Below are 22,452 nucleotides of genomic sequence, written 5' to 3'. Positions count from 1 at the left end.
GAAGCGAGAAACGAGAAACGAGAAACGAGAAACGAGTAGTTTCAGTGCAACGCGCAGCTCTCTCGTTTCTCACTGCTCGTTTCTCACTTCTCGCTCCTCTACTCGTTCCTCCTCGACGGCGCCCGCGCCAGCGCCCACACGTCGATCCGCTGAACACCGCCACGGCGCAATACCCTCGCGCACTCAGCGAGCGTGGCGCCGGTAGTCATTACGTCATCGAGGATCGCCACATGCGCCGGCAGTGCAACGCCTTCGCGCAGCACAAAGGCGCCGTGCACGTTGCGACGACGCGCGATCGCATCCAGTTCGGTTTGCGCGGTAGTGGAACGACGACGCAGCAACGCGTCATGTCGCAGCGGCAGGCCAAGCGAACGTGCCAGTGGCCGCGCCAGTTCCAGTGCCTGGTTGTAACCCCGACGACGCAGACGGCTGCGATGCAGCGGCACCGTCAACAGTAATTGCGGCAGGTTCAGCGGGGGCCGCTCGCGCTGCCACAGGGTGGACAGAACCCGACCGGCGGCAAGATCGCTGGAAAACTTGTAGCGCGATTCCAGTCGATCCAGCGGCCAGCCGTAGCGGAATGGCGCCCAGGCGGCGTCCCATGGCGGCTGGCTGCGCAGACACTCGCCACACAGTGCCGCCGGCACCGCCAGCGGTAGCGCACAACGCGCACAACAACTGCTGTTGCGTGGGAGCTCGGCGGCGCAGGCGCTGCACAAATCGATATCGTGCTCGCCAGACGCGTTGCACAACAGGCAACGCAGCGGCAGCACGAAGCGCCGAAATCGACGCCATGGTATGGCCAGAAAGCCCATGTCTATCGAAAATCAGCGCGCTGGCTTGTACATCGCCGCGTCAAGAATCGACCACAGGTGGACCAGCCAGCCGAGCAGCACGATCCACAGCAAGGCCGCCAGCACGAACATGATGAAGGCCTTGAGCAATCGCCCCTGCACCAGCTGGCCAAGGCCCGGAATGAAAAAACTGCAGATCGCCGCGAGCACGTTGCCCGTACTTCCCTGGCCCTCACTCATCCGACGACTCCCGATTTTTCTGGCGTAGGCCGATGGTAGCGGCAGGCAGGCGCTCGCGTCTCGTCAACTCCTAAACCGTTCATCTGGTTGACACGATCAAGGGCGACTTCCAAACTCTCGCGCTTGCCCCTGAAGCGAGTTGCCCTTCCATGGCTGAAACCGCCGTCCGCCACGACTGGAGCCGCGCCGAGGTCACCGCGCTGTTCGCCTTGCCGTTCAACGAACTGCTGCACCGCGCGCACACCGTGCATCGCGAGCACCACGATCCGAACGCCGTGCAGGTGTCGACTTTGTTGTCGATCAAGACGGGCGGCTGCCCGGAGGATTGCGCGTACTGCCCGCAGGCAGCGCGCTATGACACCGGGGTGGCAGCGCAAAAGCTGCTGGAAATCGATGACGTGCTGCAGCGCGCACGCGCCGCGAAGGACGCCGGTGCCAGCCGCTTCTGCATGGGCGCGGCATGGCGCGGACCGAAGGATCGCGACATTCCCAGGGTCGCTGCGATCGTGCGCGCGGTGAAAGACCTGGGCCTGGAAACCTGCGCCACCCTCGGCCTGCTTGGCGACGGTCACGCGCAAGCACTGAAGGATGCCGGCCTCGACTACTACAACCACAACATCGACACGGCGCCGGAGTTCTACGGCGAAATCATCCACACCCGTGAATATCAGGACCGGCTGGTCACCCTGGAACAAGTGCGCGGCGCCGGCCTGAAAACCTGCTGCGGCGGCATCATCGGCATGGGTGAAACGCGCGAGCAGCGCGCCGGCCTGCTGCAGGCATTGGCCAACCTGCCCGAGCATCCGCAATCAGTGCCGATCAACCAGCTGGTGCCGGTGCCCGGCACGCCACTGGCGAATGCTGAACCGCTGGACCCGTTCGAGTTCGTGCGCGCGATTGCGGTGGCGCGCATCCTGATGCCATTGTCGATCGTGCGGCTGTCTGCCGGCCGTCAGCAAATGGACGATGCGGTGCAGGCGCTGTGCTTCTTCGCCGGTGCCGGTTCGATTTTCTACGGCGAAAAACTGCTGACTACCGGCAACCCGGATGTGGAAGCGGATCGTGCCCTGTTCCGCCGGCTCGACCTGCATCCGATGGAAGTGCACGAATCCACCGGTACGGTCCACGCCGATATCAGTGACAGCTCAACCACCTGTGGAAGTGGCTGCGGCTGCAGCGCGGCGGCGTGAGCGCGCAGCCCGCGATAGCCTGAGCATGGCCCGCACCGACCTGTTGCAACGCCTTGCCGCGCACACGGCCGCACGTGAGCACGCCAGGCTGTTGCGCCGCCTGCGCATCATCGAGCATGCCGATGGACCTTGGCTGGAGAGTGGCAATCGGCGTCTGCTGTCGTTCTGCAGCAACGACTACCTCGGTCTCGCACAACATCCACAATTGGTCGCAGCGCTGTCCCGCGCCGCCCGCGAACTGGGTGTCGGCAGTACTTCGGCGCACCTGATCTGCGGCCATCGGCGGGAACATGCCGAACTGGAAGAAGCGCTGGCCGCGTGGACCGGGCGCGAGCGCGCCCTGCTGTTTTCCACCGGCTACATGGCCAACCTCGGCGTGTTGCAGGCGCTGCTCAAAGAGGGCGACGTGTGCGTGCAGGACAAGCTCAATCATGCCTGCCTGCTCGACGGTGCAAAGCTCAGCGGCGCCGAACTGAAACGCTATCCGCATGGCGACGTGCCAGCTGCCGCCCGCCAGTTGGCCGCCAACCCGGATGCCGCGGCCCTGCTCGCCACCGATGGCGTGTTCAGCATGGATGGCGACGTGGCGCCCTTGCCCGAACTGGCGGCCTTGTGCGCCACTGAAGGCGCCAGCTTGATGGTCGACGATGCGCACGGTTTCGGCGTGCTCGGTGCCGACGGCGCGGGCAGCGTCAGCGCGGCCGGGCTCGGCCAGCAGGAGGTACCGCTATTGATGGCCACGCTGGGCAAGGCGCTGGGTTGCAGTGGCGCCTTCGTTGCGGGCTCGGGCGGTTTGGTCGAAGGCCTGATCCAATTCGCGCGTCCCTACATCTACACCACCGCGATGCCACCGGCACTGGCGGCGGCCGCACTGGAATCAGTGCAACTAGCCCGGCGCGAAGACTGGCGGCGCGAGAAACTGACGGCCTTGATCAGCCAATTTCGCCGCGGCGCCAGCGAACTGGGCCTGCCGTTGGCGGCATCGAAAAGCCCCATCCAACCGCTGCTGCTGGGCAGCGCCGAAGCCGCGCTGGCGGCCGCGCAATCACTGGAACAACAAGGCTTGCTGGTCACCGCGATCCGCCCGCCCAGCGTACCCGCCGGTCAGTCGCGGCTGCGTATCACGCTGTCGGCGGCACACGAAGAGGCACATGTGGAGCGCCTGTTGCAGGTACTGGAAACGCTGAAGCTCGACCCGCCGTCCAGGGTCGGCCCCGGCGAAGCCGTATAATCAGCGGCTGCTCTGCCGACTCCCGCACATGTCGATCGTCAATATCTCCGCCTACAAGTTCATCAGCCTGGACGACCTGCCGGCGCTGCGCGAGCGACTGCTCGAGCGTTGCGAGGTGTTGGCCTTGAAGGGCACCATCCTGCTGGCGCCGGAAGGCATCAACCTGTTCCTCGCCGGCAGCCGCGAGCAGATCGACGGCTTCATGGCCAGTCTGCACGAGGACCCGCGCTTCGCCGATATCGCGCCGAAGGAATCGCTTTCCGACAGCGTGCCGTTCGGTCGCATGCGGGTGCGCCTGAAGCGCGAGATCATCACCATGCAAGCGCCCGCGATCCGCCCCGAAGGTGGCCGCGCGCCTGCCGTGGATGCACCAACCCTGCAACGCTGGCTGGATCAGGGTCACGACGACGATGGCCGTGAAGTGGTGTTGCTGGATACGCGCAACGATTACGAAACCGATCTTGGCAAGTTCGCCCAGGCCGTCGACTATCGCATTGCCAGCTTCACCGCCTTCCCTGCCGCCATCGCCGCCGACAGCGCGCGTTACGAAGGCAAGACCCTGGTGTCGTATTGCACCGGCGGCATCCGCTGCGAGAAGGCGGTGTTGCACATGCAGGAACTGGGCATGCAGCACGTCTATCAGCTGGAAGGCGGCATCCTGAAATATCTGGAAGACACCGACGGCACGCACTGGCAAGGTGACTGCTTCGTGTTTGATGGGCGTGTTGCGGTAGACAGCAAGCTGGCGCCGACTGACGTGCCGATGCCCGCGCCGCGCCGCGACGGCAAGGAAATCACGCCGTGAGTCTGTACATCGACAAGCGCGGGCAGGGCCCGACCCAGTTGGTGATGCTGCATGGCTGGGCAATGCACGGCGGCGTGCTGGAACCGCTGGTCGAGGCACTGGAAGATCAGTGCACGATGCATGTGGTCGACCTGCCCGGCCATGGCTATTCACGCGACTGCGGCCTGCCGCTGGAACCGCGCGCCTGCGCTGCCGCCATTGCCGCGCAAACCCCGCCGGCGATCTGGCTGGGCTGGTCGCTGGGTGGACTGATCGCGCTCACCGCCGCACTGGAATTGCCACGCCAGGTACGCGGCCTGGTCATGCTGTGTGCCACGCCGAAATTCGTGCGCGATGCGAGCTGGCCGAACGGCAGTGATGCGCCACTGGTGCATCAGCTCGCCAGTGATCTGGAAGCCGATTATCACGCCACGCTCGAACGCTTCCTGACGCTGGAAGCGATGGGCAGCGCCGACCCACGCGCTGAGTTGCGCCATCTGCGCGAACTGGTGTTCGCCCGCGGCGAGCCCGATCTGCGCGTGCTGCAGGAAGGCATCCGGATTCTGGAAACCAGCGACCGCCGCGCCGCGCTGCCTGACCTGGGCGTACGCAGTGCGTGGATCAGTGGCAGACGCGACCGACTGGTGCCGCCACAGGCGATGGCATGGTCCGCCAGCCAGTGTGGCGGTAAATACACTGAGATCCAGCAAGCCGGCCACGCGCCGTTTTTTGGCCATGCCGACGCCGTCGTGCAGGCGCTGCAGCCGTTGCTGGCTGCTTCCTCCCTTGAGCAGGTTCGATGAGCGATTTTCAACTTGACCAGCAACGCGTGCGCCGCAACTTTGGCCACGCTGCCAACAGCTATGAACAGCACGATGCGCTGCAGCGCGAAGTCAGTGACGCGCTGATCGAACGGCTAAGCTTCTATCTCGACTCGCCAATGCGTGTCGTCGATGTTGGTGCCGGGACCGGCCGCGGCACCGCCTTGTTGAAGCAGAAATATCCCCAGGCTGAAGTCATCGCCATCGACCTCGCCCTGCCGATGTTGCGCGCGGCGAAGCAGCACAGCAGTTGGCGCAAGCCATTCCGTCGCGTCTGCGCCGAAGCCACCGCGCTGCCGCTGGCTGATCACAGCGTCGACGTGCTGTTCTCCAACCTGTGCTTCCAGTGGGTCGACGACTTGCCCGCGCTGTTCGGTGAATGCATGCGCGTGCTGAAACCCGGCGGCTTCCTGGCGTTCTCCAGCTTCGGCCCGGACACCTTGATGGAACTGCGCGCGGCGTGGGCCGAAGCCGACCAGCAAGCACACGTGGCGCGCTTCCTCGACATGCACGACGTCGGCGACGCCATGCTCACGGCTGGGCTGCGCGACCCGGTGCTCGACGTGTTCCGCTACACCCTCACCTACAGCGAACCACGCAAGTTGCTGGAAGAGCTGCAAGGCCTCGGCGCCACCAACGCCGACCGCGCCCGCTCACGCGGCCTCACCGGTCGTGCGCGCTACCAGCGCATGCTGGCTACCTACGAAGCGATGCGTATGGACGGCCGTATCCCGGCGACCTGGGAAGTCGTCAGCGCACATGCGTGGGGGCCGCCCGTGGGCCAGCCACGCCGCGTGCCCGGCGGCGAAGTGGCGACGTTCTCGCTTGATTCACTGCGTGGGTCACGGCGAAAGTAGATCCCGTCAAATAGATCTCGCCACAAGGTTTGTGCAGGCAAGCGGCCGCTGGCGACCTTGAGGACCGCACCGGTCTGCCGCGTCCAGCCCACGGCAACGGTCGTCCCGTGCCGCGGCGTGATGGTGGCTTCGCCACTGCGATCGCCCTCGCGACACCGCTGGCTTGCACCCCGGCGGCCGGGGCGGCGTCTTGCAGACCAGGCGCGTTTCGATCTCGCTGCCGCGCACCCAACGGGGCCTGCATCACCATCAGCGCACTACTGAGTACCACTGAGTACCAGTGAGTACCAGTGAGTACCAGTGAGTACCAGAAGCAGCGTGGACCACCTTCATCAGTCAGTTTCCTTGCCATTGAGATTGAGGAACGATGTTCTGTCTTGCCTGTGCGCGCAGCCGGCGAAGCATCAACAGACGAAACGCTGCCGGGAGTACCAGCATCGACAGCAGTGGTGCCGTGAGCATGCCGCCGACCATCGGCGCGGCGATACGTTGCATGACTTCGGAGCCAGCGCCGTGACCGAGCAGGATCGGCAGCAGTCCGGCCATGATGACGGCAACGGTCATCGCCTTCGGCCTTACGCGCTGCACCGCACCTTCGCGGATCGCATCGTCGAGTTCGGCAACACCTGAACGTGGGTCCAGGGTCAATTGGCGATCCCACGCGTGGCGCAAATACAGCATCATCACCACGCCGAACTCGGCAGCCACGCCCGCCAAGGCGATGAAGCCAATCATTGTCGCCACTGACACGGCGTGTCCCAGCAACCAGATCAGCCAGAGCCCGCCAACCAGGGCCAGCGGCACACTGGCCATGATCAGCGCCGCTTCGCTCATGCGCCGGAACACGGCGTAGATCAGTAGAAAGACGAAAAGCAGGACCACGGGTACCACCAATGTCAGACGACGCATGGCCTGCGCCAGATATTCAAATTGGCCCGACCACGCCACGGTGACCCCCGCGGGCAATTTCACCTGCTGCGCCACGGCGTGTTGCAGATCGGTCACCACCGCGCCCAGATCGCGGCCGGCGGTGTCGACGTAGACGTAGGTCGCCAGCTGCCCATTCTCGCTCTTGAGCATCGGCGGCCCGGCTACCACTCGGATATCGGCAGCTTGCGCCAGGGTCAGCTGCGCACCGTTGGCTGCCACGATCGGCAACGCACGCAGAGCGGCCACCGAATCACGCTCGGCACGCGGATAGCGCAACACGATCGGATAGCGCTCGCGCCCTTCCAGCGTTTGTCCGATCGGGTCTCCACCGACAACCGTAGCAATCAGCTCCTGCACCTGTTGCTGGGACAAGCCGTAACGCGCCACGTCGGCACGGCGGATATGCACGTCGACGTAGCGTCCGTTGGCCGCGCGTTCGGCAATCGCCGTACTCACGCCCGGCACCTTGCGCGCCACCACTTCGATCTGGTCGGCCACCGCCTGCAACGCGTCGACATTCGCACCCAGCACCTTGATGCCGATCGGACTCTTGATACCGGTCGCCAGCATGTCGATGCGGTTGCGGATCGGCGGCACGAACAGGTTGGTCAGGCCGGGTACCCGTACGGCGTTGTTGAGTTCGACCTTCAGCTTGTCCATGGTCATGCCTGCCCGCCACTGGTCTTTCGGCTTGAAGGTGATGGTGGTCTCAAACATCTCCATCGGCGCGGGGTCCGTGGCGGTATCGGCGCGGCCGGCCTTGCCAAACACGTGATCGACCTCGGGTACGGTCTTGATCATGCGATCGGTCAGCTGCAGCAGCTGCGCTGCCTTGCCGGCGGAAAGTCCGGGCAAGGCGGTGGGCATGTACAGCAAGCTACCTTCATCCATGGCCGGCATGAACTCGCTGCCAAGCCGGCTGAGCGGAACCAGCGCGGTGAGCATCAACAAACCGGCCAGCACCAAGGTTGCCTTCGGGTAGCGCAACACCGCTTCCAGAACCGGTCGATAGATCGCGATCAAGCCTCGGTTGAGCGGGTTTTCGTGTTCCGCTCGAATGCGTCCGCGCACCAGATAGCCCATCAACACTGGCACCAAAGTCACTGCCAGGCCGGCGGCCGCCGCCATCGCGTAGGTCTTGGTGAAGGCCAGCGGCTTGAACAGTTTTCCCTCCTGCCCTTCCAGCGCAAACACCGGAATGAACGACAGCGCGATGATCAGCAGACTGACGAACAGCGCCGGCCCCACCTCGGCAGCGGCCTCCCCGATCAGCGACCAGCGTGCCGTGCCTTGGGGCTCGTTACCGGCATGCGCGTCGCGCCAATGCTCCAGATGTTTGTGCGTATTCTCGATCATCACCACCGCGGCATCGACCATCGCACCAATCGCAATGGCAATACCGCCCAGCGACATCAGATTGGCCGACACGCCTTGCAGGTGCAGCGCGATGAACGCCGTCAGTACGCCCAGCGGCAGGGTAACGACGGCTACCAGTGCCGAACGCAAATGGCCAAGGAACAACACGCAGACCAACGCAACGATCAGGAACTCTTCAAGCAGCTTGCCCCACAGATTCTCCACCGCGGCATCGATCAATTGCGAGCGGTCATAGGTCGGTACGATTTCGACGCCTGGCGGCAGGCTGCGTTTGAGATCGTCGAGCTTCAGCTTGACCGCCTCGATCGCGGCCTTGGCGTTCTTGCCCGAGCGCAACACGACGATGCCACCAGCCACTTCGCCCTGCCCATCAAGCTCGGCGATACCGCGACGGAAAGTCGGTCCGCGTCGCACCGTGGCGACATCCAGCAACCGCGTGGGCACGCCGTTCGCATTGGTGGTGATCGGTACGCTCTCGAAGTCCTCGCGCGTACGCAGGTAGCCTTCACTACGCACCATCAACTCGGCCTCACCTTGCTCGATCACCGAGCCGCCGTTGGCGCCGTTGGCGCTGCGTACCGCGTCCACCAGTTGCGCCACGGTGATGCCCCGTGCGGCGAGCGCCTGCGTATTGGGAACGATTTGCCACGCCCGCTCCATACCGCCCAGGCTCGCGACCTCGGCGACATCCGGCACTGTTTTCAGCTGGTAACGCAAAAACCAGTCCTGTAGCGCGCGCAACTGGCCGAGGTCATGCTGACCGGTACGGTCGACTAGCGCGTACTCGTAGATCCAGCCCAGTCCCGTGGCATCAGGTCCTAGCGACGGGTTGACCCCGGCCGGGAGTTGGTTACGCACCTGGCTCAGGTACTCCAGCACGCGCGAGCGCGCCCAGTACAAGTCCGTACTGTCGTCAAACAACACGTAGACATAGGAGTCGCCAAAGAACGAATAGGCACGCACCGTCTTGGCGCCGGGTACTGACAGCATCGTGGTTGCCAGTGGATAGGTGATCTGGTCTTCGACCACTTGCGGCGATTGCCCGGCCCAGCTGGTGCGGATGATGACCTGCGTATCCGACAGATCCGGCAAAGCGTCTACCGGCGTACGCATGACCGAGAACACGCCAACAGCCGCGAGCACCAATGCCGCAAGCAACACGAACACGCGATTCGCGATCGCGGCACGAATCAGCGCGGCAATCATGGCTTGGCTCCGGGGTGTTCCGTGTGTTCCATGGGCATCGTGTGCCCGGCGTGTTCGGCATGTGATGTTGCCGGAGCGTGAGCGCTGCCGGCTTTGGCAGGCTCCAGCTGAGCGTCATTCAGGCGGTCCAGTGCGCCGGACAAACTGGCCTCCGAATCGATCAGGAACTGTCCGGAAACAACCACGTTCTCGTTACCGTGCAAGCCCTCCAGAATCTCGGTGTAACCGCCTGACGAGCGTCCGATGCGCACGGCGACCGGATGGAAGCGGCCCTGCGCATCGGCCACGATCAACCGCGTCTGCTGCCCGGTCGAGATCAACGCATCGTCCGGCACGACCGCCACCGCCGCTCCCGATGCCGGACTCAATTGCACCGTGACAAACATGCCCGGGCTCAGGCGACCGTCCGGGTTGGCCAGCACGATGCGCGCACGCTGGGTGCGGGTCGCGCTGTCGATATCCGGCAACAACGTTTCGACGCGGCCGTGGAACTCCTGGCCGGGTAGCGCATCGGTGGTGACCATCACCGGCGTGCCGCTGTGAACGCTTCCCGCTGCCGCCTGTGGCAAGGCGGCTTCGGCCCAAACCGTGGCCAGACCATTCAATGTCATCAAGGTCTGTCCTGCACTGACGCGCTGGCCCTCGCGCACGTCCAGCGTGGTGACTACGCCGGCCCGCGGCGCGTGCAAGGTAATCGTGGCGCCGCTTCCACGATGGGCACTGCGGATGTCCGCCGGTGTCAGACCAAGCACCCGCAACCGCTCTCGTGCAGCACTCCGCAGCGCCTTCGCGTCAGCAGACTGTGCTTGCTGCAGCGCGTAGTATTCGGCCAACGCGCTGTTCCACTGCGGTGCCAGTAGATCGGCCAGCGGTTCGCCTGCGGTGACCTTCGTGTACGGCGCGCGCACCTGCAATTTGCTGATCACCGCATCGACACGCGCGCTGATTGTTGAGGCCTCGCGCAAATTCCAGGTGATGGTGCCGGGTACTAGGATCGCGCTCGACAAGACACGACGCTCGACCGACGCCGTCCTGATGCCCAGATTCTGCACCGTGGCCGAATCGATGCGCACGCCGCGCGCGGCGGAACCTCCATCCGCATATTTGGGCACCATCTCCATGCCCATCGGCGATTTTCCCGGCTTGGGGAAATGCTGCGCTGGCACCATCGGGTCGTACCAGTACAACACTTTCCTGGCGGTGACCGTTGAAGCACTCGGCGCATCCATGGTGGCCGCTGTCGTGACGTTCTGACGACGACCACCGAGGTAGCCGACAAGCAGCAGTGTCGCCGCGAACAACACGGCGGTGAAAATAATCAGTGGACGCTTCATGGCGTCACCTCCGAAGGCAGTAGATAGGCCAGCGACGCCCACAAGCGGCCGCGTGCAGCAAGCGCATCGGCGTAGCTCAGGCGCAATTCGATCTCGTCACGACGGGCATCGAGCCACGGTTGCAGCACGCCGCCACCGCGATAGCTGGCCAGTGCTGTCTGCGCACGATCACGCGCCAGCGGCAGCAGGGTTTCCTGATAGCGTTCGATCTGCCGATTCCAGCCTTGCCAGGTCGCTGCGGCACGTGCGATGGCTTCCTGCTGGGCGCGTCGTGCATCTTCACGATCTGCCTGGATGGCATCGCGCTGCGATTGCTTTGCGCTGATGCCGCGATCCTGTCGATTGCGAGTGAACAGCGGCAGGCTGACACCGAACTGTAGCGAGACCATGTCTGACATCCCTGGCGCGCGCTGGCCATACATGGCGCTGACGCTCCAGTCGGGATGCCTGGCCGCACGGGCCTGCTCAAGCGCGGCTTGGGCCACCTGCTCGCGCGCCGCCCATGCCTGCATCGGCGCTTGTTCGTCGAGGGATCGCTGCAGGCGTTCCGCGTTGACCGGCAGGCGGCCGAAGTCAGGTGCCTCGGCCAGCGCGCCGGCGGTCGGACCGACCCAACGCTGCAGACTGGCTTGGGTCGCTGCAAGCTCTGCATCGACGGCCTCCAGCCGGTTGTCGAGCAGGGCAGCGGCTGCGCGCGCGGCCAGTGCGTCAGACGCACCGCCTTCGCCGCCGCGCAAGCGCGCCTGTGTGGTCTTTACCGCCAGCGCACTCTCGCTGCGCAATTCGACCAGCAGCGAGCGCGCACGCTCAGCAGCCCACGCATCGATCCATGCATCGGCGATTCGCTCGTGCACCGTCTGCGTGGTGCCTACACGGTTCGCTTCCGCCGCATCAATTTGTGCATTGGCCAGTCCGCGCTCGGCGGCGCGAGTCGCGCCGGACGGGATGGATTGCATCAGGCCAACGGTGCGCATCGTCATGCCATCGGAGCGGAAGCTGAAAGCGCCTGGTCCGGTCACCGGAAAGTTGGCAATGCCGAAGATCAGCGCAGGGTCCGGTAAGCGCCCGGCGCGCGCAGCCTCTTCGTGCGTGGCCGCGAGATCGGCGGCACGCGCATCGAGTTGTGGCGCACGCGCCACGCCGCGCTGGACAGCGACTTCGAACGTCAGCGCTGGCTCGACGGCGTGAGCCGTGATGGCCGAAGCTCCGCAAGCAAACGCCGCCAAACCAAACGCCAGCCGGCGTCGGCCAAAGGGAATCGAAAACATGGGTAAACACTCCGTCGATCTGTGATCGCGGCGTGCCTCGCAGGCACGCCGCCACGTCGGTCAAGCCACGACGCGTCAGATCAAACCAGGAGTGAGCAGAACAACAGTCTGGGAACCGGTGGCGACGGTCGTCGCTGATCGAGTTGCGCCAGCGAGCGATCCGACTGCAGCGCGACGACGGCAACTGACATCAACATCGGTGGGACGGCGGTCAACGCGCTGAGCGGTACCGACGTCGGGCGGGCATCCACTTGCGTGGCATGGTCGGGCGCACAGTGCTGGTGACACAGCGGGCTGACTGCGGCGTCGGACATGTCCGCGCAATGGCCGTCCATCGCGGCCATCGCAGGCGCCGCTGCCATCGCGGTCACCTGACCCATGGTCTCAGGCACTGCCTGGCAGACGTAGGCCGCCAGTGCCACCTGCTGCCACAGCAGCAGCAACGCCACCAGCCAGATAAGGCGGCGACGTGCAACATAGCGGAGGCGGAAAGGACGAGTCATGCGGTTCAGTGTATTCAAAAGCACCGGTGCTGGAATTGACGCGTGTCAATCCGGGTCTGTGCCCGCGGGCACGCGATGACATACCGCGCACACAGAGGCTTCATGGTGTTTGCTCCGTAACGGGTGTGGACTGCCACTGGACAGTGACAATTTTCCAGCCGGCATCCACTTGCTTCAGCGTGAGCATTTCGCGGCTGCGCATGGTGACTGGCTTGCCCTTGGAGTCGATCGTGATGGTGCTTTCGCTGCCTACCATCGCAGTGTCGCCCATCGGCATCGAGCCCAGCGAGATCGGCGTGATTTTTGCGTCTTTCAGAAACGCGATGTCCTCTCCCAAATGGCCGTTGGCGTACTCGTCGTGCGATTGCGTGTGGCCGCCTTCGCTGACGCTGACCTCCCGTGCCAGCAGCGCAAGTACCGCCGCACGATCAACACGCTACAGTGCCACCTGGAACGCCACTGCCACTGCTTCGGCGGCGGGCACGGCCTTCGGCGTCAGTCCGGCCAGTGACAGTGGCGCTTCCGCCGCCGTTGCGTTCACCGACTCGGCCGCTGGCGGAGTCGCTTCGGCATGCTCATGACCACCCGCTGCCGCCGCAGCATGGCTGTGACCGCCGTCGCCGGGCATCTGCTTTTCCTGCATGGGCGTGGCGCCATGCGCATCTTCGCCCGCGTCGCCGCCGTGGCGGTGATCATGGCCGCCTTCGTCCATGTCCATGTCGTCATCCGGCGGGGCTTTGGCCACGATGTCCTTGTATTGCTCGGGCGATATGCCCGGCAGCTTTTGCAGGAACGCGACCATGCTCCAGATCGTGGCGTCATCATGGCTGCCACCCCAGGCCGGCATCGCGCTCATCTTGATACCGTGCTTGATCGCCCAGAACGCGACCTTCGGATCAATCTGCACCTGCGACAGATTTGGCGGCTGCGGATAGAGGCCGGGGCGAATCTCCGAATCCTGCATGCCTGGCTTGAGATGACACTGGGTACACATGGCGGCGTACTGGCCGGCGCCTTTGAGGATGAGTTGCGGATCTTCCAGGTTCGGTACGGTGAGGTCGGCGGAGCGCAGGAGAATGGATCGATCGCGCAAGGTCTGCAGCAGCGTGAGAACGGGTTTGCTGTGATGGTCGTCGGCGCCGATGTTGTAGAGGCCGGAATAGACGAAGACCCAGGCACCTGCCGCCAGCACGGCGAGAACCGCGACGACGGTGATGCTGTGATGCTTGATCTGCTGTTTCATGATGGTTTTCCCTCAGAACCAGATGCGGACGCCGGCCACCCACTGCCGGTCGAAGATGGCGTGGTGATCGTCGCGCGCGAAGTCGGCGGTGGCGCCGAAGCGCCGCGTCCAGACCACACCGACGTATGGAGCGAACTGTCGCCGAATTTCGTAGCGCAGACGCAGCCCCAGTTGCGCATCCGACACGCCACGGCCGATGCGCCGCGCGGGATCCGACTTGCCAGACAGGTTGACCTCGAACTCAGGCTGCAGGATCAGCCGCTGCGTGAACAGCAGCTCGTAGTCGGCGCGCAAGCGAGCGGCTGTTCGACCAGCAGGACCAACATACCCGGTCGCTTCCAGCTCGAACCAATACGGTGCCAGACCCTGGATGCCGAACGCGGCCCAGTTGCGAGCCGGCCCATCGCCAAGTTCGTGGCGCACGCCCAGTTGCGTGCTCCAGAACGTCGCGACGTTTCGATTCCAGAAGACCTCGACGTCGCCATCCTCGATCTTGCCACGGCGGCGATCGCCTTCAGTGCGGACCCACAACTTGTTGACGTCGTTGCCGTACCAGGCTTGAGCTTCCCAGGTTTGACCGCTGCCGCTGTTGCCGTTGAATGCTTCGAGTTGATCGATCAGCAGCATGCCGAACGGTGCGGCGCCGTGCATGGTCATGTGCTCCATGGGGCCGTAGTTCAGGCCATCGGAATAGTCGGGACTGCGTGCATCGGGCGGCGCACGGCCGCCTTGCATCGGCCCCATCGTCATGCCGGTCATCGAAGCCGCTCCCGGCGCAGCGCCGTGATCCATGCCCTGCATACTCTCCGATTCGCCGTGTCGCGCCGCGGGCGTGGCCGCTGGCGTCGTATCCGACATCAAACTGTGATCCATCCCCGACATGGCGCCTTGATCCATGCTGCGGGTGTCACCGGAGGACGCCGGCACTGATGGGTGGTGCATGCCCGGCATCGCAGCGTGATTCATCCCCGACATGCCGCTCATGGTCTTCGTGGGCGAAGCAGGCTTAACAGCAACCTTTTTCTTCGGCTTCGTCACCACCGGCTTGGCTGACCTGGTCGGTGTGGCCGGCATGGCCATGCCGTGCAGGCTGTGATCCATGCTGCCGTGATCCATGCCAGATATGGAGCTGCTGTCCATCGTGGTCTTACTACTGCTGGATACAGCGGACGCCTGCTGTGCCGTGGCGACCAGCGGCAACGCCGCCAGCAGCAGCGCCGTCAGCAAGACGGAGCGGCGCGCGCTGGCTGAGTTGAAATGTCGATGGCTGGTCATGACACGACCACCTCGCGGAACATGCCCGCTTCCATGTGATAGAGCAGGTGGCAGTGGTAGGCCCAGCGCCCCGGGTTGTCGGCGGAAACTGCATAGGTGACGCGCTGCGCCGGCTGCACGTTGATCGTGTGTTTGCGCACCTGGAACTGGCCGTCGGCATTCTCCAGTTCGCTCCACATACCATGCAGATGGATTGGGTGATTCATCATGGTGTCGTTGACCAACACAATACGCAGCCGCTCGCCGGTGTTGAAATGCACCGGCTTGGCGTCGGAGAATTTCACCCCATCGAACGACCAGATGAAGCGTTCCATGTTGCCGGTCAGATGCAGCTCGATTTCGCGACTGGGTTCGCGCGCGTCAATCGGACCACCGATGGTATGCAGATCGGCATAGGTGAGCACGCGTCGCCCGTTGTCGCGCAGGCCGAGACCTGGGTCATCAAGATTCGTCCGCGGCATGTCCACGTGCATGTCCACGCCGGGGCCGTATTCGGTGCGTGCGTGACGCACCACCGGCGCGCCGCCTGCGGGCTTGCTGCTCATGTCCATGCCGGCCATGCCTTCCATGCCGCCGTGATCCATATCAGGCATCGCAGCATGCTCGCTGCCGTGCTCCATGCCGCCCATCGACATCGCGCCCATCATGTCCTGCATGCCGAGCCAGACGCGGGCATCCATCGACGGTACCTCTGCCTGCATCCCCGCCCGTGGCGCCAGCGTGCCGCGGGCATAGCCGGTGCGGTCGATCGACTGGGCAAACAGGGTGTAAGCGCGCTCGTCCTGCGGTTCAACGATGACGTCATAGGTTTCGGCGACCGAGATGCGGAACTCGTCAATCGATACGGGTACCACGTCCTGCCCGTCAGCCGAAATCACCGTCATCTTCAGGCCGGGAATACGCACATCGAAAATCGTCGATGACGAACCGTTGATGAAGCGCAGCCGGATTTTCTCACCCGGCCGGAAGATGCCGGTCCAGTTGCCGGCTGGTGCCGTGCCGTTCATCAGATAGGTATAGGTGAAACCGGAGACGTCGCTCAAATCCGTCGGGTTCATGCGCATCTGGTTCCACATCTTGCGCATGGCCAGCGCCTGGCTCAGACCCTTCTCACGTGCATCGCGGAAGAAATCCGGCACGGTGGGTTGCGCGTAGTTGTAGTAGTCGCTCTGCTTCTTCAGCTTGGCGTAGATATGCTGGGGATCCTCGTCCGTCCAGTCGTTGAGCATCACCACGTAATCGCGATCCGTCGGGTAACGCTCCGGTCCGGCCGGCTCGATCACCAAGGGTCCATACAGACCGGTCTGTTCCTGAAAGCCGGAGTGCGAGTGGTACCAATAGGTGCCGGATTGACGCAGCTTGAATTGGTAGACAAAGGTCTCACCCGGCGCAATGCCGTCAAAGCTGATGCCCGGCACACCGTCCATCTGGAACGGCAGAATGATGCCGTGCCAGTGGATCGAAGTGGGCACGCGCAACCGGTTCGTCACGCGTAACGTGGCCGTGGTGCCTTCGCGCATGCGCAGTAGCGGACCCGGCACGCTGCCGTTGACGGTGACGGCAGTACGCGCGGCGCCCGTGTAATTGACTGCAGTCTCGGCGATATCGAGCGCAAAGTCGGTGCCGCTGAGCACGGCAGGATAACCGGGACTGGTCAGCGCCCAGACGCTCGAGGGGCGTAGCAGGCCGAAACCGGCCACCGCGCCGCCGAACGCGACACCTTGGACGAAGCGTCGTCGCGACAGATCAGCCGGCGACGGGGGAAACATTTTCATGGGTCTCTCCATGGCGGGAGGTATCGCAACCGATACCCAACACAGCCGCTCGACGCAATCCCCGAAGCACGGGCGATCGCTAGGCCAAGCTCATCGAAACGAAGGGAGAGTCAGGCCAACGGGGGGCGCATCGGAGGCCCCGTGTCTGGCGAAGGAGTACTGACGCTGGAAGGCTGGCCGTAGACCAGCGCGACCGTCGTGGGGCTGGCAATGACCGCCGGCGCGGCCGGCAACACGCTACTGCACATCGTCGCGCAATGGCAGCTATGACCGGCGAGGTCGCCGCAGCATCCATCGTCGAGACAGGACGATGGAGAACTCTTGGCCGTGGCGCCGTGATGACAGGTGTGACCGACCGCTGCAACCGTGACGTGCGTGACATGGGCGGAATGCCCGCCCATCTCACGCGGTGCAGCGGCCAGCGAGGTCGTGACCAGCATCAGCCACGCCAGCACGCCCATCACCCGCAGGCAACGTGAATGCGCAAATGGGCGAAGGGAAGCGGTCATGCGCGGAGAGTAACCGTGGTTTCCGACGTCCTCAACTCTGGACGAGGGTTCAGCTGACTCAAGGTTTGCTGTAACCCATGTGCAAGGTGATCTTGTCGCCCGCTTTCAGGTTCGCCATGGCCGTCGGCGGAAAATGGACTTTCAAAGCCATGGCACCTGCCATGACATCGACGACGCCGGTCGTTGCATCGGCCGCGGTCACGGTGGCTGGCATCATGTGCATGCCCATCATGTCCTTGTGCATGTTCTTGTGCATGTCCTTCATGTCGCCATGCATGGCGCCCATCTTGTCCATGCTGTGGGGACTGCCAGCAGGCATGGTGTCCTGCGCCCAGGCGGAGCCGCCGACGGTGAATGCCAATGCCAACGAACCCAGCATCGAAATCATGGCTTTGCGGGACATGATCGTCATGAGCTTTCTCCAGAATCAGGTTGCCAGGCGCAACAGTGCGACACTGCGCTGGGGAGTGTGTAGATGCGTTGAAGACTGTGTTGTGCCGCAGGTAACGATGAGTTCTGCCCGGATCGCAGACTGAGTCAAGGTCGTGGTTAGCGCCGCCAGGGAAGGGCGCACAGCTGTTCCCGAAAGCCGACCGTCACAAGCGTCGCATTTGGGTCGCAACCATACGCTCGATCAAGCCACCCCATGCCGGGAGCAAGGATTCAAAAGGCTATTGATCATCGTGTTGGCTGGCAGCCTGGAGTAGCCGATGACCTTGGCGACCCTGCGAAAACCGTGTTTTTCCTGCGCCGCGCTCACGAGGCCATGGCAGCTGGCGCAACGGGCACCGACTGCCGCTGGTCGATGCGCTCACGCCAACGCAGGAACGGCTGCTCCACCGCGTAGTACAGCGCGGCGCCAACGGCCAGCACTCCGACGGCATACAGCGAGAATGCGGCGAATCCATGCATCTGCCACGGCTGCACAAGCTGGGTTGCCACGGCATGCAGCGCCAGCTTGTGGCTGAGATAGAGACTGTAGGAAATCCGCGCCAGCCAATTCGCGCCAGGGACCTTCCAGCGTGCGTGCAAGCCGCTGGCGAGCATCACCCACAGCGCCAGACTGAGTGACAGCAACGGATAGCCGACCACCGATGGCCAGAACCCGAGGCGATCACGGAATAGCCACCAAGCCAGCGCGAACAAGCCGCCGCTGGCGCCGAAAAGCATGCCGCGTCGTACCTGCCAGTGACTCCACCACGCGGGCCGGCCAACTCGCAACGCTGCCAGCAACACGCCCGCAAGCAGGCCATCCAGTCGCGCCCACGTCGGGTAGTAGATCCCTTCGACGAAATGCAGCCCGAATGCCGGACCAGGCTGATTGCGTGCCGGTGCCATGTCATGCAACCACACGTAGCTGCGCACGCCCATGCCGAAGGCCACCACGGCCACGCCCATCGCCAGCGTGCGTCCGATGGACGGTCGACGCGTCATCCAGAAGGCTATCCACGGAAACAGCAGGTAGAAGTGTTCCTCCACGCACAGCGACCACGCATGCGAGAACGCCGGGTTGTGCTGGTAGTCGATCAACAGGTTGAGCGTGAAGGTGAGGAACTGCCACGCCGGCTGCAGGCCCGGTGCTTCACGCGCGGATGGCCAGGCCACATAAATCGCCAGCACTGTTATAAATGCCGGCAGAATGCGGAACGCACGCCGCCGGTAGAAGTCGCGCCATGCCAATGGCTCGCCACGGACCAACGGAGCCAGCAACTGATAGCCGATCAGATAACCGCTGAGCACGAAGAACAGGTCGACTCCCATCCAGCCGTAGCTGGACAACCACGCAAAGCGTTCACCGAGACCACCAACGATATACGAGTGAAACAGCATCACCCAGACGATCGCCCACGCGCGCAACAGGTCCAGTCCGGGGAGGCGTTGCATGGGTGATCCTTGCTCGTGGGTTGTCACACGCGCGAAGCGTGGAATCGGGAGAGTCTGGCCGAACGGTACGCATGAATTGTGGCGAAACCAAGGCAAGCTGCGGGCGCTCATGCGACGCGGCTCAAGACACGCCGTGGCCAAGCAACGCCGCTCGCAACGCATCGACATAAGTGCGACTGGCACGCAGCACGGTGCCATCGCGCAGGCGCAAGAGATGATCGCGGTTGGACAATGGCTGCATTTCAGCCACCCGATCCAGCCGCACGATGGTCGAGCGATGGATGCGTGCGAAGCATGCCGGATCGAGCCGACCGCTCAGTCGCTGCAATGGTTCGCGCAGCAGATGCGTGTGCGCGCCGACGTGCAGACCGGCGTAATCACCTTGCGCCTCGATCCAGTCGATCGCATCGGCGTGCACCAGTTGCACGCGGTGACCCAGGCGAACTTCGAAGCGGGTGGCATGGCGTGATGTCAGCGCACCAGGCAGCTCCCCACGTCGCAGCGCCAGCGCGTCGCGTGCGCGGTCCAGGGCGTCGGCAAAGCGTTCGTCATCGACCGGCTTGAGCAGATAGTCCAACGCGCGCAACTCGAACGCGCGCAGGGCGAATTGCTCGTAGGCGGTCAACAACACGGTCAACGGACGCTGCTCCGGCGTCAGCGCTTCCAGCACCTCCAGACCACTCAGTCCCGGCATCTCCACATCGATGAACAACAGGTCAGGCGACTGCGACTGCAGGAACTGCAACGCCGACAGGCCATCGCCACATTCGCCCATCACACTGACATCGGCATGGCCGTCCAGCCTTGCGCGCACACCGGCACGCGCCAACGGCTCGTCGTCGACGATCAGCACGCGCAAGCTCATGCAGGGGCCATCATGGGGCGGAACGGCACGGCGATTTGCACGGTGCAATCGCCGTTTGCTGCCAGCACGAAGTCGAACTGGTGCGCAGTGCCATAGAGACAACTCAGCCGCTCCCGCACATTCTGCAGACCAATGGCTGGCCGTGAGGGCGCCTCGGCAGGGCTTAGCGATGTCACCCCATTGTTGTGCAGTCGCATCTGCAGCCACTCACCGACGCGCTCCACCTGCAGCTCCAGCCGCCCTCCCGCAGTGCGCGGAGCAATGCCGTGGCGTATCGCATTTTCCACCAGCGGCTGCAGCAACAGCGCCGGTACGGCGGCCTGCAGCAGGTCCGCACCTACCCGCATGTCCAGCACTAACCTTTCGCCCAGCCGGATTTTCTCGATGTCGAGGTAGTGACCGGTCAACGCCAGCTCCTCGGCCAGCGAGATCTCGTTCACTTCGCCACGCTCCAGCGTGGAACGCAGCAGGTCGGCCAGTCGCGCCAGCATGCGGTTTGCATCGGCGCCGCGTTGCTCGGCAATCAGGGTGGAAATCGCGTTGAGGGTGTTGAACAGAAAGTGCGGGTGGAGCTGATAGCGCAGTGCGCGCAGCTCGGCGTCACGCGCTAGCGCCAGCGCTTCGAGCACGCGGGCACGCTCGGCCTGCAGCGCCTGGTAGCGATCGACCACGGCGTGGATCGCACAGAACGCAATCAGCGCGAGCCAGCAACCATCCAGCCCACCGAACAGCCAATGCCAGTCGTAGCTCGGCACCGCACCCCAGTGCACCGCCAGCAGCAGCGCCACGGCGTTGTTGGCGATCGACATCAGATAGGTCAGTGCCAACAGGGCGAGCACCGTCAGTGGCCACGCCACGCGGTGTTGCAATGCACGTTGCACGGCGACCAGCGGCAAGGTCCACAGCAGGTAGGCGAGCGCATAGATGCCACGAAACGCCAGCGCATGTTCGTGGCCGATCTCCGGCAACGCCATCACCGTCATGCACAGCACCAGTGGCGCGCCGGCGAACCACGGCAGCCAGATGGAAGCGGCGCCCTCGCGGGCGGCGGCGACACGAATCATGTGGACTCCCTGATACGACGCACAGCTCGCGTCCTGGTCGCCACTTTAGCGCGCGCGGTCCGGGTAGCTTGAATAGGCCATGGCGCTGATCTTCCAGCCATCGGTCGTGTGCACCATCTGCCAAGTCTCGCTACCTACGTTGTTGACCTTGCCATCCACCAGGAACGAGAAGTCGAAGTACACCGAAGCGATCGCATCATCGGTTTGTATGCGCACGTGGGAGAACTTCTCCTCGATCCGCTGCTTGCTGTCGCCGACAAAGGCCGCGAAATGGTGGTAGTTGTCCGCATGAACGCGCTCGAGTTCTGGTTTTTTTGCCTTGATCTGCTTGTACGCATCCTCGCCAAGCACCTCAAACCACGAGCCGCCTTCAGCGACGAACATGGCTTCGAGGGAGGTCTTGTCATGTGCGATGATGGCGGCCTGGAAGCGCTGGACCACCTGCTCGATCTGGGCCTGTGCCGTTGAAGCATCGCTGGTACGGGCGGCAGCGGGCACGCCGTTGCCGAGAAGCGTTACCAGCAAGCCGAACATCATCGCGTTCTTTTTCATGCGCCCTGCCCTTGCTCGAATCGGAACCCGATTGAAGCGGCGCGCAGAGGGGAATGACAGTGTTTTGCGGCAAGCCGTGCCTGAGCGTCGATGAAGCGGGCAGCCCGTCGGTGATTGCGTCAATCATCCCCGCCACCTCGGCTCAGACCTGACGATGCCGGAAACACCCGGTCAGGTGATCATTGATCATCCCGGTAGCCTGCATCAGCGAATAGCAGATGGTGCTGCCGACGAAACGGAAGCCGCGCTTCTTCAGCGCCTTGCTCATGCGATCAGACAGTTCGGTGCTGGCCGGCACATCAGACGAATCACGCCAACGATTCAGCAGTGGCTTGCCGTTGACGAACGACCAGAGATAGGCCTCCAGACTGCCGAACTCCTCGATCACCTGCAACGCCGCCATCGCGTTGCCACGGGTGGACGAGACTTTCAGGCGGTTGCGGATGATGCCGGGATCGAGCAGTCGCTGCTCCAGTTCGCCATCGGTCATCGCGGCAACGCGGACGATCTCGAACTGATGAAAGGCCTTGCGGTAGTTTTCGCGCTTGGTCAGCACGGTGCGCCAGGACAAGCCGGCTTGCGCGCCTTCCAGTATCAGGAACTCGAACAATGCGCGGTCATCGTGCAGCGGCACACCCCATTCGATGTCGTGGTAAGCGCACATCAGCGCATCACTGCCTTCTGCCCAGTGACAACGCTTCAATTCGGCGGTTTTGCTCATGGCGTGCTGCAGATCGGAGAAGGTTGGCG

Annotated in this window: 21 protein-coding genes and 1 pseudogene; 5 read left to right on the top strand and 17 right to left on the bottom strand. The window is 63.9% G+C overall.

Annotated elements, in window-relative coordinates:
* Positions 1 to 98: 98 nt before the first annotated feature.
* A complete protein-coding gene (locus PY254_RS03650; protein ID WP_281014120.1) occupies positions 99 to 815 on the bottom strand; it encodes a ComF family protein in 717 nt (238 codons plus the stop codon).
* A 12-nt stretch (positions 816 to 827) separates the two neighbouring features.
* Positions 828 to 1,034, bottom strand: coding sequence for a hypothetical protein (locus PY254_RS03645; protein WP_281014118.1), 207 nt, complete (start codon positions 1,032 to 1,034; stop codon positions 828 to 830).
* 149 nt (positions 1,035 to 1,183) lie between these two features.
* On the opposite strand from PY254_RS03645, the gene bioB reads away from it, so the two are divergent.
* The 5 genes from bioB to bioC are packed head-to-tail and all read left to right on the top strand — an operon-like array spanning position 1,184 to position 5,917.
* Positions 1,184 to 2,224: a biotin synthase BioB gene (gene bioB, locus PY254_RS03640; RefSeq protein WP_281014117.1), complete on the top strand. Its 1,041-nt coding sequence runs from the start codon at positions 1,184 to 1,186 to the stop codon at positions 2,222 to 2,224.
* A 25-nt stretch (positions 2,225 to 2,249) separates the two neighbouring features.
* Complete coding sequence (gene bioF, locus PY254_RS03635) at positions 2,250 to 3,455, top strand: 8-amino-7-oxononanoate synthase (RefSeq protein ID WP_281014116.1); 1,206 nt, start codon at positions 2,250 to 2,252, stop codon at positions 3,453 to 3,455.
* A gap of 28 nt (positions 3,456 to 3,483) precedes the next feature.
* Positions 3,484 to 4,260 carry a sulfurtransferase gene (locus PY254_RS03630; RefSeq protein ID WP_281014115.1) on the top strand — a complete coding sequence of 259 codons (777 nt, stop codon included), beginning with the start codon at positions 3,484 to 3,486 and terminating at the stop codon, positions 4,258 to 4,260.
* Positions 4,257 to 5,042 carry a pimeloyl-ACP methyl ester esterase BioH gene (gene bioH, locus PY254_RS03625; protein ID WP_281014114.1) on the top strand — a complete coding sequence of 262 codons (786 nt, stop codon included), beginning with the start codon at positions 4,257 to 4,259 and terminating at the stop codon, positions 5,040 to 5,042. Before PY254_RS03630 ends, bioH begins: the two co-directional genes overlap by 4 nt.
* Complete coding sequence (gene bioC, locus PY254_RS03620) at positions 5,039 to 5,917, top strand: malonyl-ACP O-methyltransferase BioC (RefSeq protein ID WP_281014113.1); 879 nt, start codon at positions 5,039 to 5,041, stop codon at positions 5,915 to 5,917. Before bioH ends, bioC begins: the two co-directional genes overlap by 4 nt.
* Positions 5,918 to 6,253: 336 nt before the next feature.
* Here bioC and PY254_RS03615 read toward each other — a convergent pair whose 3' ends face one another.
* The 15 genes and pseudogenes from PY254_RS03615 to PY254_RS03550 form a co-directional block, all read right to left on the bottom strand.
* Positions 6,254 to 9,430, bottom strand: coding sequence for an efflux RND transporter permease subunit (locus PY254_RS03615; RefSeq protein WP_281014112.1), 3,177 nt, complete (start codon positions 9,428 to 9,430; stop codon positions 6,254 to 6,256).
* Positions 9,427 to 10,764, bottom strand: a complete 1,338-nt coding sequence (locus tag PY254_RS03610; protein WP_281014111.1) for an efflux RND transporter periplasmic adaptor subunit — start codon at positions 10,762 to 10,764, stop codon at positions 9,427 to 9,429. The genes PY254_RS03615 and PY254_RS03610 overlap by 4 nt, the downstream gene beginning before the upstream one ends.
* Entirely contained in the window at positions 10,761 to 12,032 is a 1,272-nt protein-coding gene (locus tag PY254_RS03605) for a TolC family protein (RefSeq protein WP_281014110.1), read from the bottom strand. Before PY254_RS03605 ends, PY254_RS03610 begins: the two co-directional genes overlap by 4 nt.
* 80 nt (positions 12,033 to 12,112) lie before the next feature.
* The gene (locus PY254_RS03600) at positions 12,113 to 12,535 is read right to left on the bottom strand and encodes a hypothetical protein (protein WP_281014109.1); all 423 of its coding nucleotides are present in this window, start codon (positions 12,533 to 12,535) and stop codon (positions 12,113 to 12,115) included.
* 100 nt (positions 12,536 to 12,635) lie between these two features.
* Positions 12,636 to 12,953: pseudogene (locus PY254_RS18100) on the bottom strand (nuclear transport factor 2 family protein); the annotation flags it as partial.
* A gap of 18 nt (positions 12,954 to 12,971) precedes the next feature.
* Positions 12,972 to 13,778, bottom strand: coding sequence for a c-type cytochrome (locus PY254_RS03595; protein WP_345781824.1), 807 nt, complete (start codon positions 13,776 to 13,778; stop codon positions 12,972 to 12,974).
* 12 nt (positions 13,779 to 13,790) lie between these two features.
* Positions 13,791 to 15,053: a copper resistance protein B gene (locus tag PY254_RS03590; RefSeq protein WP_281014108.1), complete on the bottom strand. Its 1,263-nt coding sequence runs from the start codon at positions 15,051 to 15,053 to the stop codon at positions 13,791 to 13,793.
* Positions 15,050 to 16,828, bottom strand: coding sequence for a copper resistance system multicopper oxidase (locus tag PY254_RS03585; RefSeq protein ID WP_281014107.1), 1,779 nt, complete (start codon positions 16,826 to 16,828; stop codon positions 15,050 to 15,052). Before PY254_RS03585 ends, PY254_RS03590 begins: the two co-directional genes overlap by 4 nt.
* A gap of 110 nt (positions 16,829 to 16,938) precedes the next feature.
* Positions 16,939 to 17,337, bottom strand: coding sequence for a hypothetical protein (locus tag PY254_RS03580; protein ID WP_281014106.1), 399 nt, complete (start codon positions 17,335 to 17,337; stop codon positions 16,939 to 16,941).
* 58 nt (positions 17,338 to 17,395) lie between these two features.
* Positions 17,396 to 17,749, bottom strand: coding sequence for a hypothetical protein (locus PY254_RS03575; RefSeq protein WP_281014105.1), 354 nt, complete (start codon positions 17,747 to 17,749; stop codon positions 17,396 to 17,398).
* A gap of 344 nt (positions 17,750 to 18,093) precedes the next feature.
* Positions 18,094 to 19,221, bottom strand: a complete 1,128-nt coding sequence (locus PY254_RS03570) for an acyltransferase family protein (protein ID WP_281014104.1) — start codon at positions 19,219 to 19,221, stop codon at positions 18,094 to 18,096.
* A gap of 121 nt (positions 19,222 to 19,342) precedes the next feature.
* Entirely contained in the window at positions 19,343 to 20,086 is a 744-nt protein-coding gene (locus tag PY254_RS03565; RefSeq protein WP_281014103.1) for a LytR/AlgR family response regulator transcription factor, read from the bottom strand.
* A complete protein-coding gene (locus PY254_RS03560) occupies positions 20,083 to 21,150 on the bottom strand; it encodes a sensor histidine kinase (RefSeq protein ID WP_281014102.1) in 1,068 nt (355 codons plus the stop codon). Before PY254_RS03560 ends, PY254_RS03565 begins: the two co-directional genes overlap by 4 nt.
* Before the next feature lie 45 nt (positions 21,151 to 21,195).
* Entirely contained in the window at positions 21,196 to 21,684 is a 489-nt protein-coding gene (locus PY254_RS03555) for a nuclear transport factor 2 family protein (RefSeq protein WP_281014101.1), read from the bottom strand.
* Positions 21,685 to 21,844: 160 nt separating this feature from the next.
* Complete coding sequence (locus PY254_RS03550) at positions 21,845 to 22,423, bottom strand: DNA-3-methyladenine glycosylase I (RefSeq protein WP_281014100.1); 579 nt, start codon at positions 22,421 to 22,423, stop codon at positions 21,845 to 21,847.
* Between the last annotated feature and the right edge of the window lie 29 nt (positions 22,424 to 22,452).

It is taken from the genome of Rhodanobacter sp. AS-Z3 (assembly GCF_029224025.1).
In the GTDB taxonomy this organism is placed as follows: Bacteria; Pseudomonadota; Gammaproteobacteria; order Xanthomonadales; family Rhodanobacteraceae; genus Rhodanobacter.
The sequence above is the reverse complement of the archived record's forward strand: the minus strand, read 5'-3'. Positions and strand labels throughout refer to the sequence as shown.

Excerpts from the sequence above, each read along its gene's own strand:
- PY254_RS03650 (WP_281014120.1), bottom strand. The coding sequence starts at position 815 with ATGGGCTTTCTGGCCATACCATGGCGTCGATTTCGGCGCTTCGTGCTG.
- PY254_RS03645 (WP_281014118.1), bottom strand. The coding sequence starts at position 1,034 with ATGAGTGAGGGCCAGGGAAGTACGGGCAACGTGCTCGCGGCGATCTGC.
- bioB (WP_281014117.1), top strand. The coding sequence starts at position 1,184 with ATGGCTGAAACCGCCGTCCGCCACGACTGGAGCCGCGCCGAGGTCACC.
- bioF (WP_281014116.1), top strand. The coding sequence starts at position 2,250 with ATGGCCCGCACCGACCTGTTGCAACGCCTTGCCGCGCACACGGCCGCA.
- PY254_RS03630 (WP_281014115.1), top strand. The coding sequence starts at position 3,484 with ATGTCGATCGTCAATATCTCCGCCTACAAGTTCATCAGCCTGGACGAC.
- bioC (WP_281014113.1), top strand. The coding sequence starts at position 5,039 with ATGAGCGATTTTCAACTTGACCAGCAACGCGTGCGCCGCAACTTTGGC.
- PY254_RS03615 (WP_281014112.1), bottom strand. The coding sequence starts at position 9,430 with ATGATTGCCGCGCTGATTCGTGCCGCGATCGCGAATCGCGTGTTCGTG.
- PY254_RS03610 (WP_281014111.1), bottom strand. The coding sequence starts at position 10,764 with ATGAAGCGTCCACTGATTATTTTCACCGCCGTGTTGTTCGCGGCGACA.
- PY254_RS03605 (WP_281014110.1), bottom strand. The coding sequence starts at position 12,032 with ATGTTTTCGATTCCCTTTGGCCGACGCCGGCTGGCGTTTGGTTTGGCG.
- PY254_RS03600 (WP_281014109.1), bottom strand. The coding sequence starts at position 12,535 with ATGACTCGTCCTTTCCGCCTCCGCTATGTTGCACGTCGCCGCCTTATC.
- PY254_RS03595 (WP_345781824.1), bottom strand. The coding sequence starts at position 13,778 with ATGAAACAGCAGATCAAGCATCACAGCATCACCGTCGTCGCGGTTCTC.
- PY254_RS03590 (WP_281014108.1), bottom strand. The coding sequence starts at position 15,053 with ATGACCAGCCATCGACATTTCAACTCAGCCAGCGCGCGCCGCTCCGTC.
- PY254_RS03585 (WP_281014107.1), bottom strand. The coding sequence starts at position 16,828 with ATGAAAATGTTTCCCCCGTCGCCGGCTGATCTGTCGCGACGACGCTTC.
- PY254_RS03580 (WP_281014106.1), bottom strand. The coding sequence starts at position 17,337 with ATGACCGCTTCCCTTCGCCCATTTGCGCATTCACGTTGCCTGCGGGTG.
- PY254_RS03575 (WP_281014105.1), bottom strand. The coding sequence starts at position 17,749 with ATGACGATCATGTCCCGCAAAGCCATGATTTCGATGCTGGGTTCGTTG.
- PY254_RS03570 (WP_281014104.1), bottom strand. The coding sequence starts at position 19,221 with ATGCAACGCCTCCCCGGACTGGACCTGTTGCGCGCGTGGGCGATCGTC.
- PY254_RS03565 (WP_281014103.1), bottom strand. The coding sequence starts at position 20,086 with ATGAGCTTGCGCGTGCTGATCGTCGACGACGAGCCGTTGGCGCGTGCC.
- PY254_RS03560 (WP_281014102.1), bottom strand. The coding sequence starts at position 21,150 with ATGATTCGTGTCGCCGCCGCCCGCGAGGGCGCCGCTTCCATCTGGCTG.
- PY254_RS03555 (WP_281014101.1), bottom strand. The coding sequence starts at position 21,684 with ATGTTCGGCTTGCTGGTAACGCTTCTCGGCAACGGCGTGCCCGCTGCC.
- PY254_RS03550 (WP_281014100.1), bottom strand. The coding sequence starts at position 22,423 with ATGAGCAAAACCGCCGAATTGAAGCGTTGTCACTGGGCAGAAGGCAGT.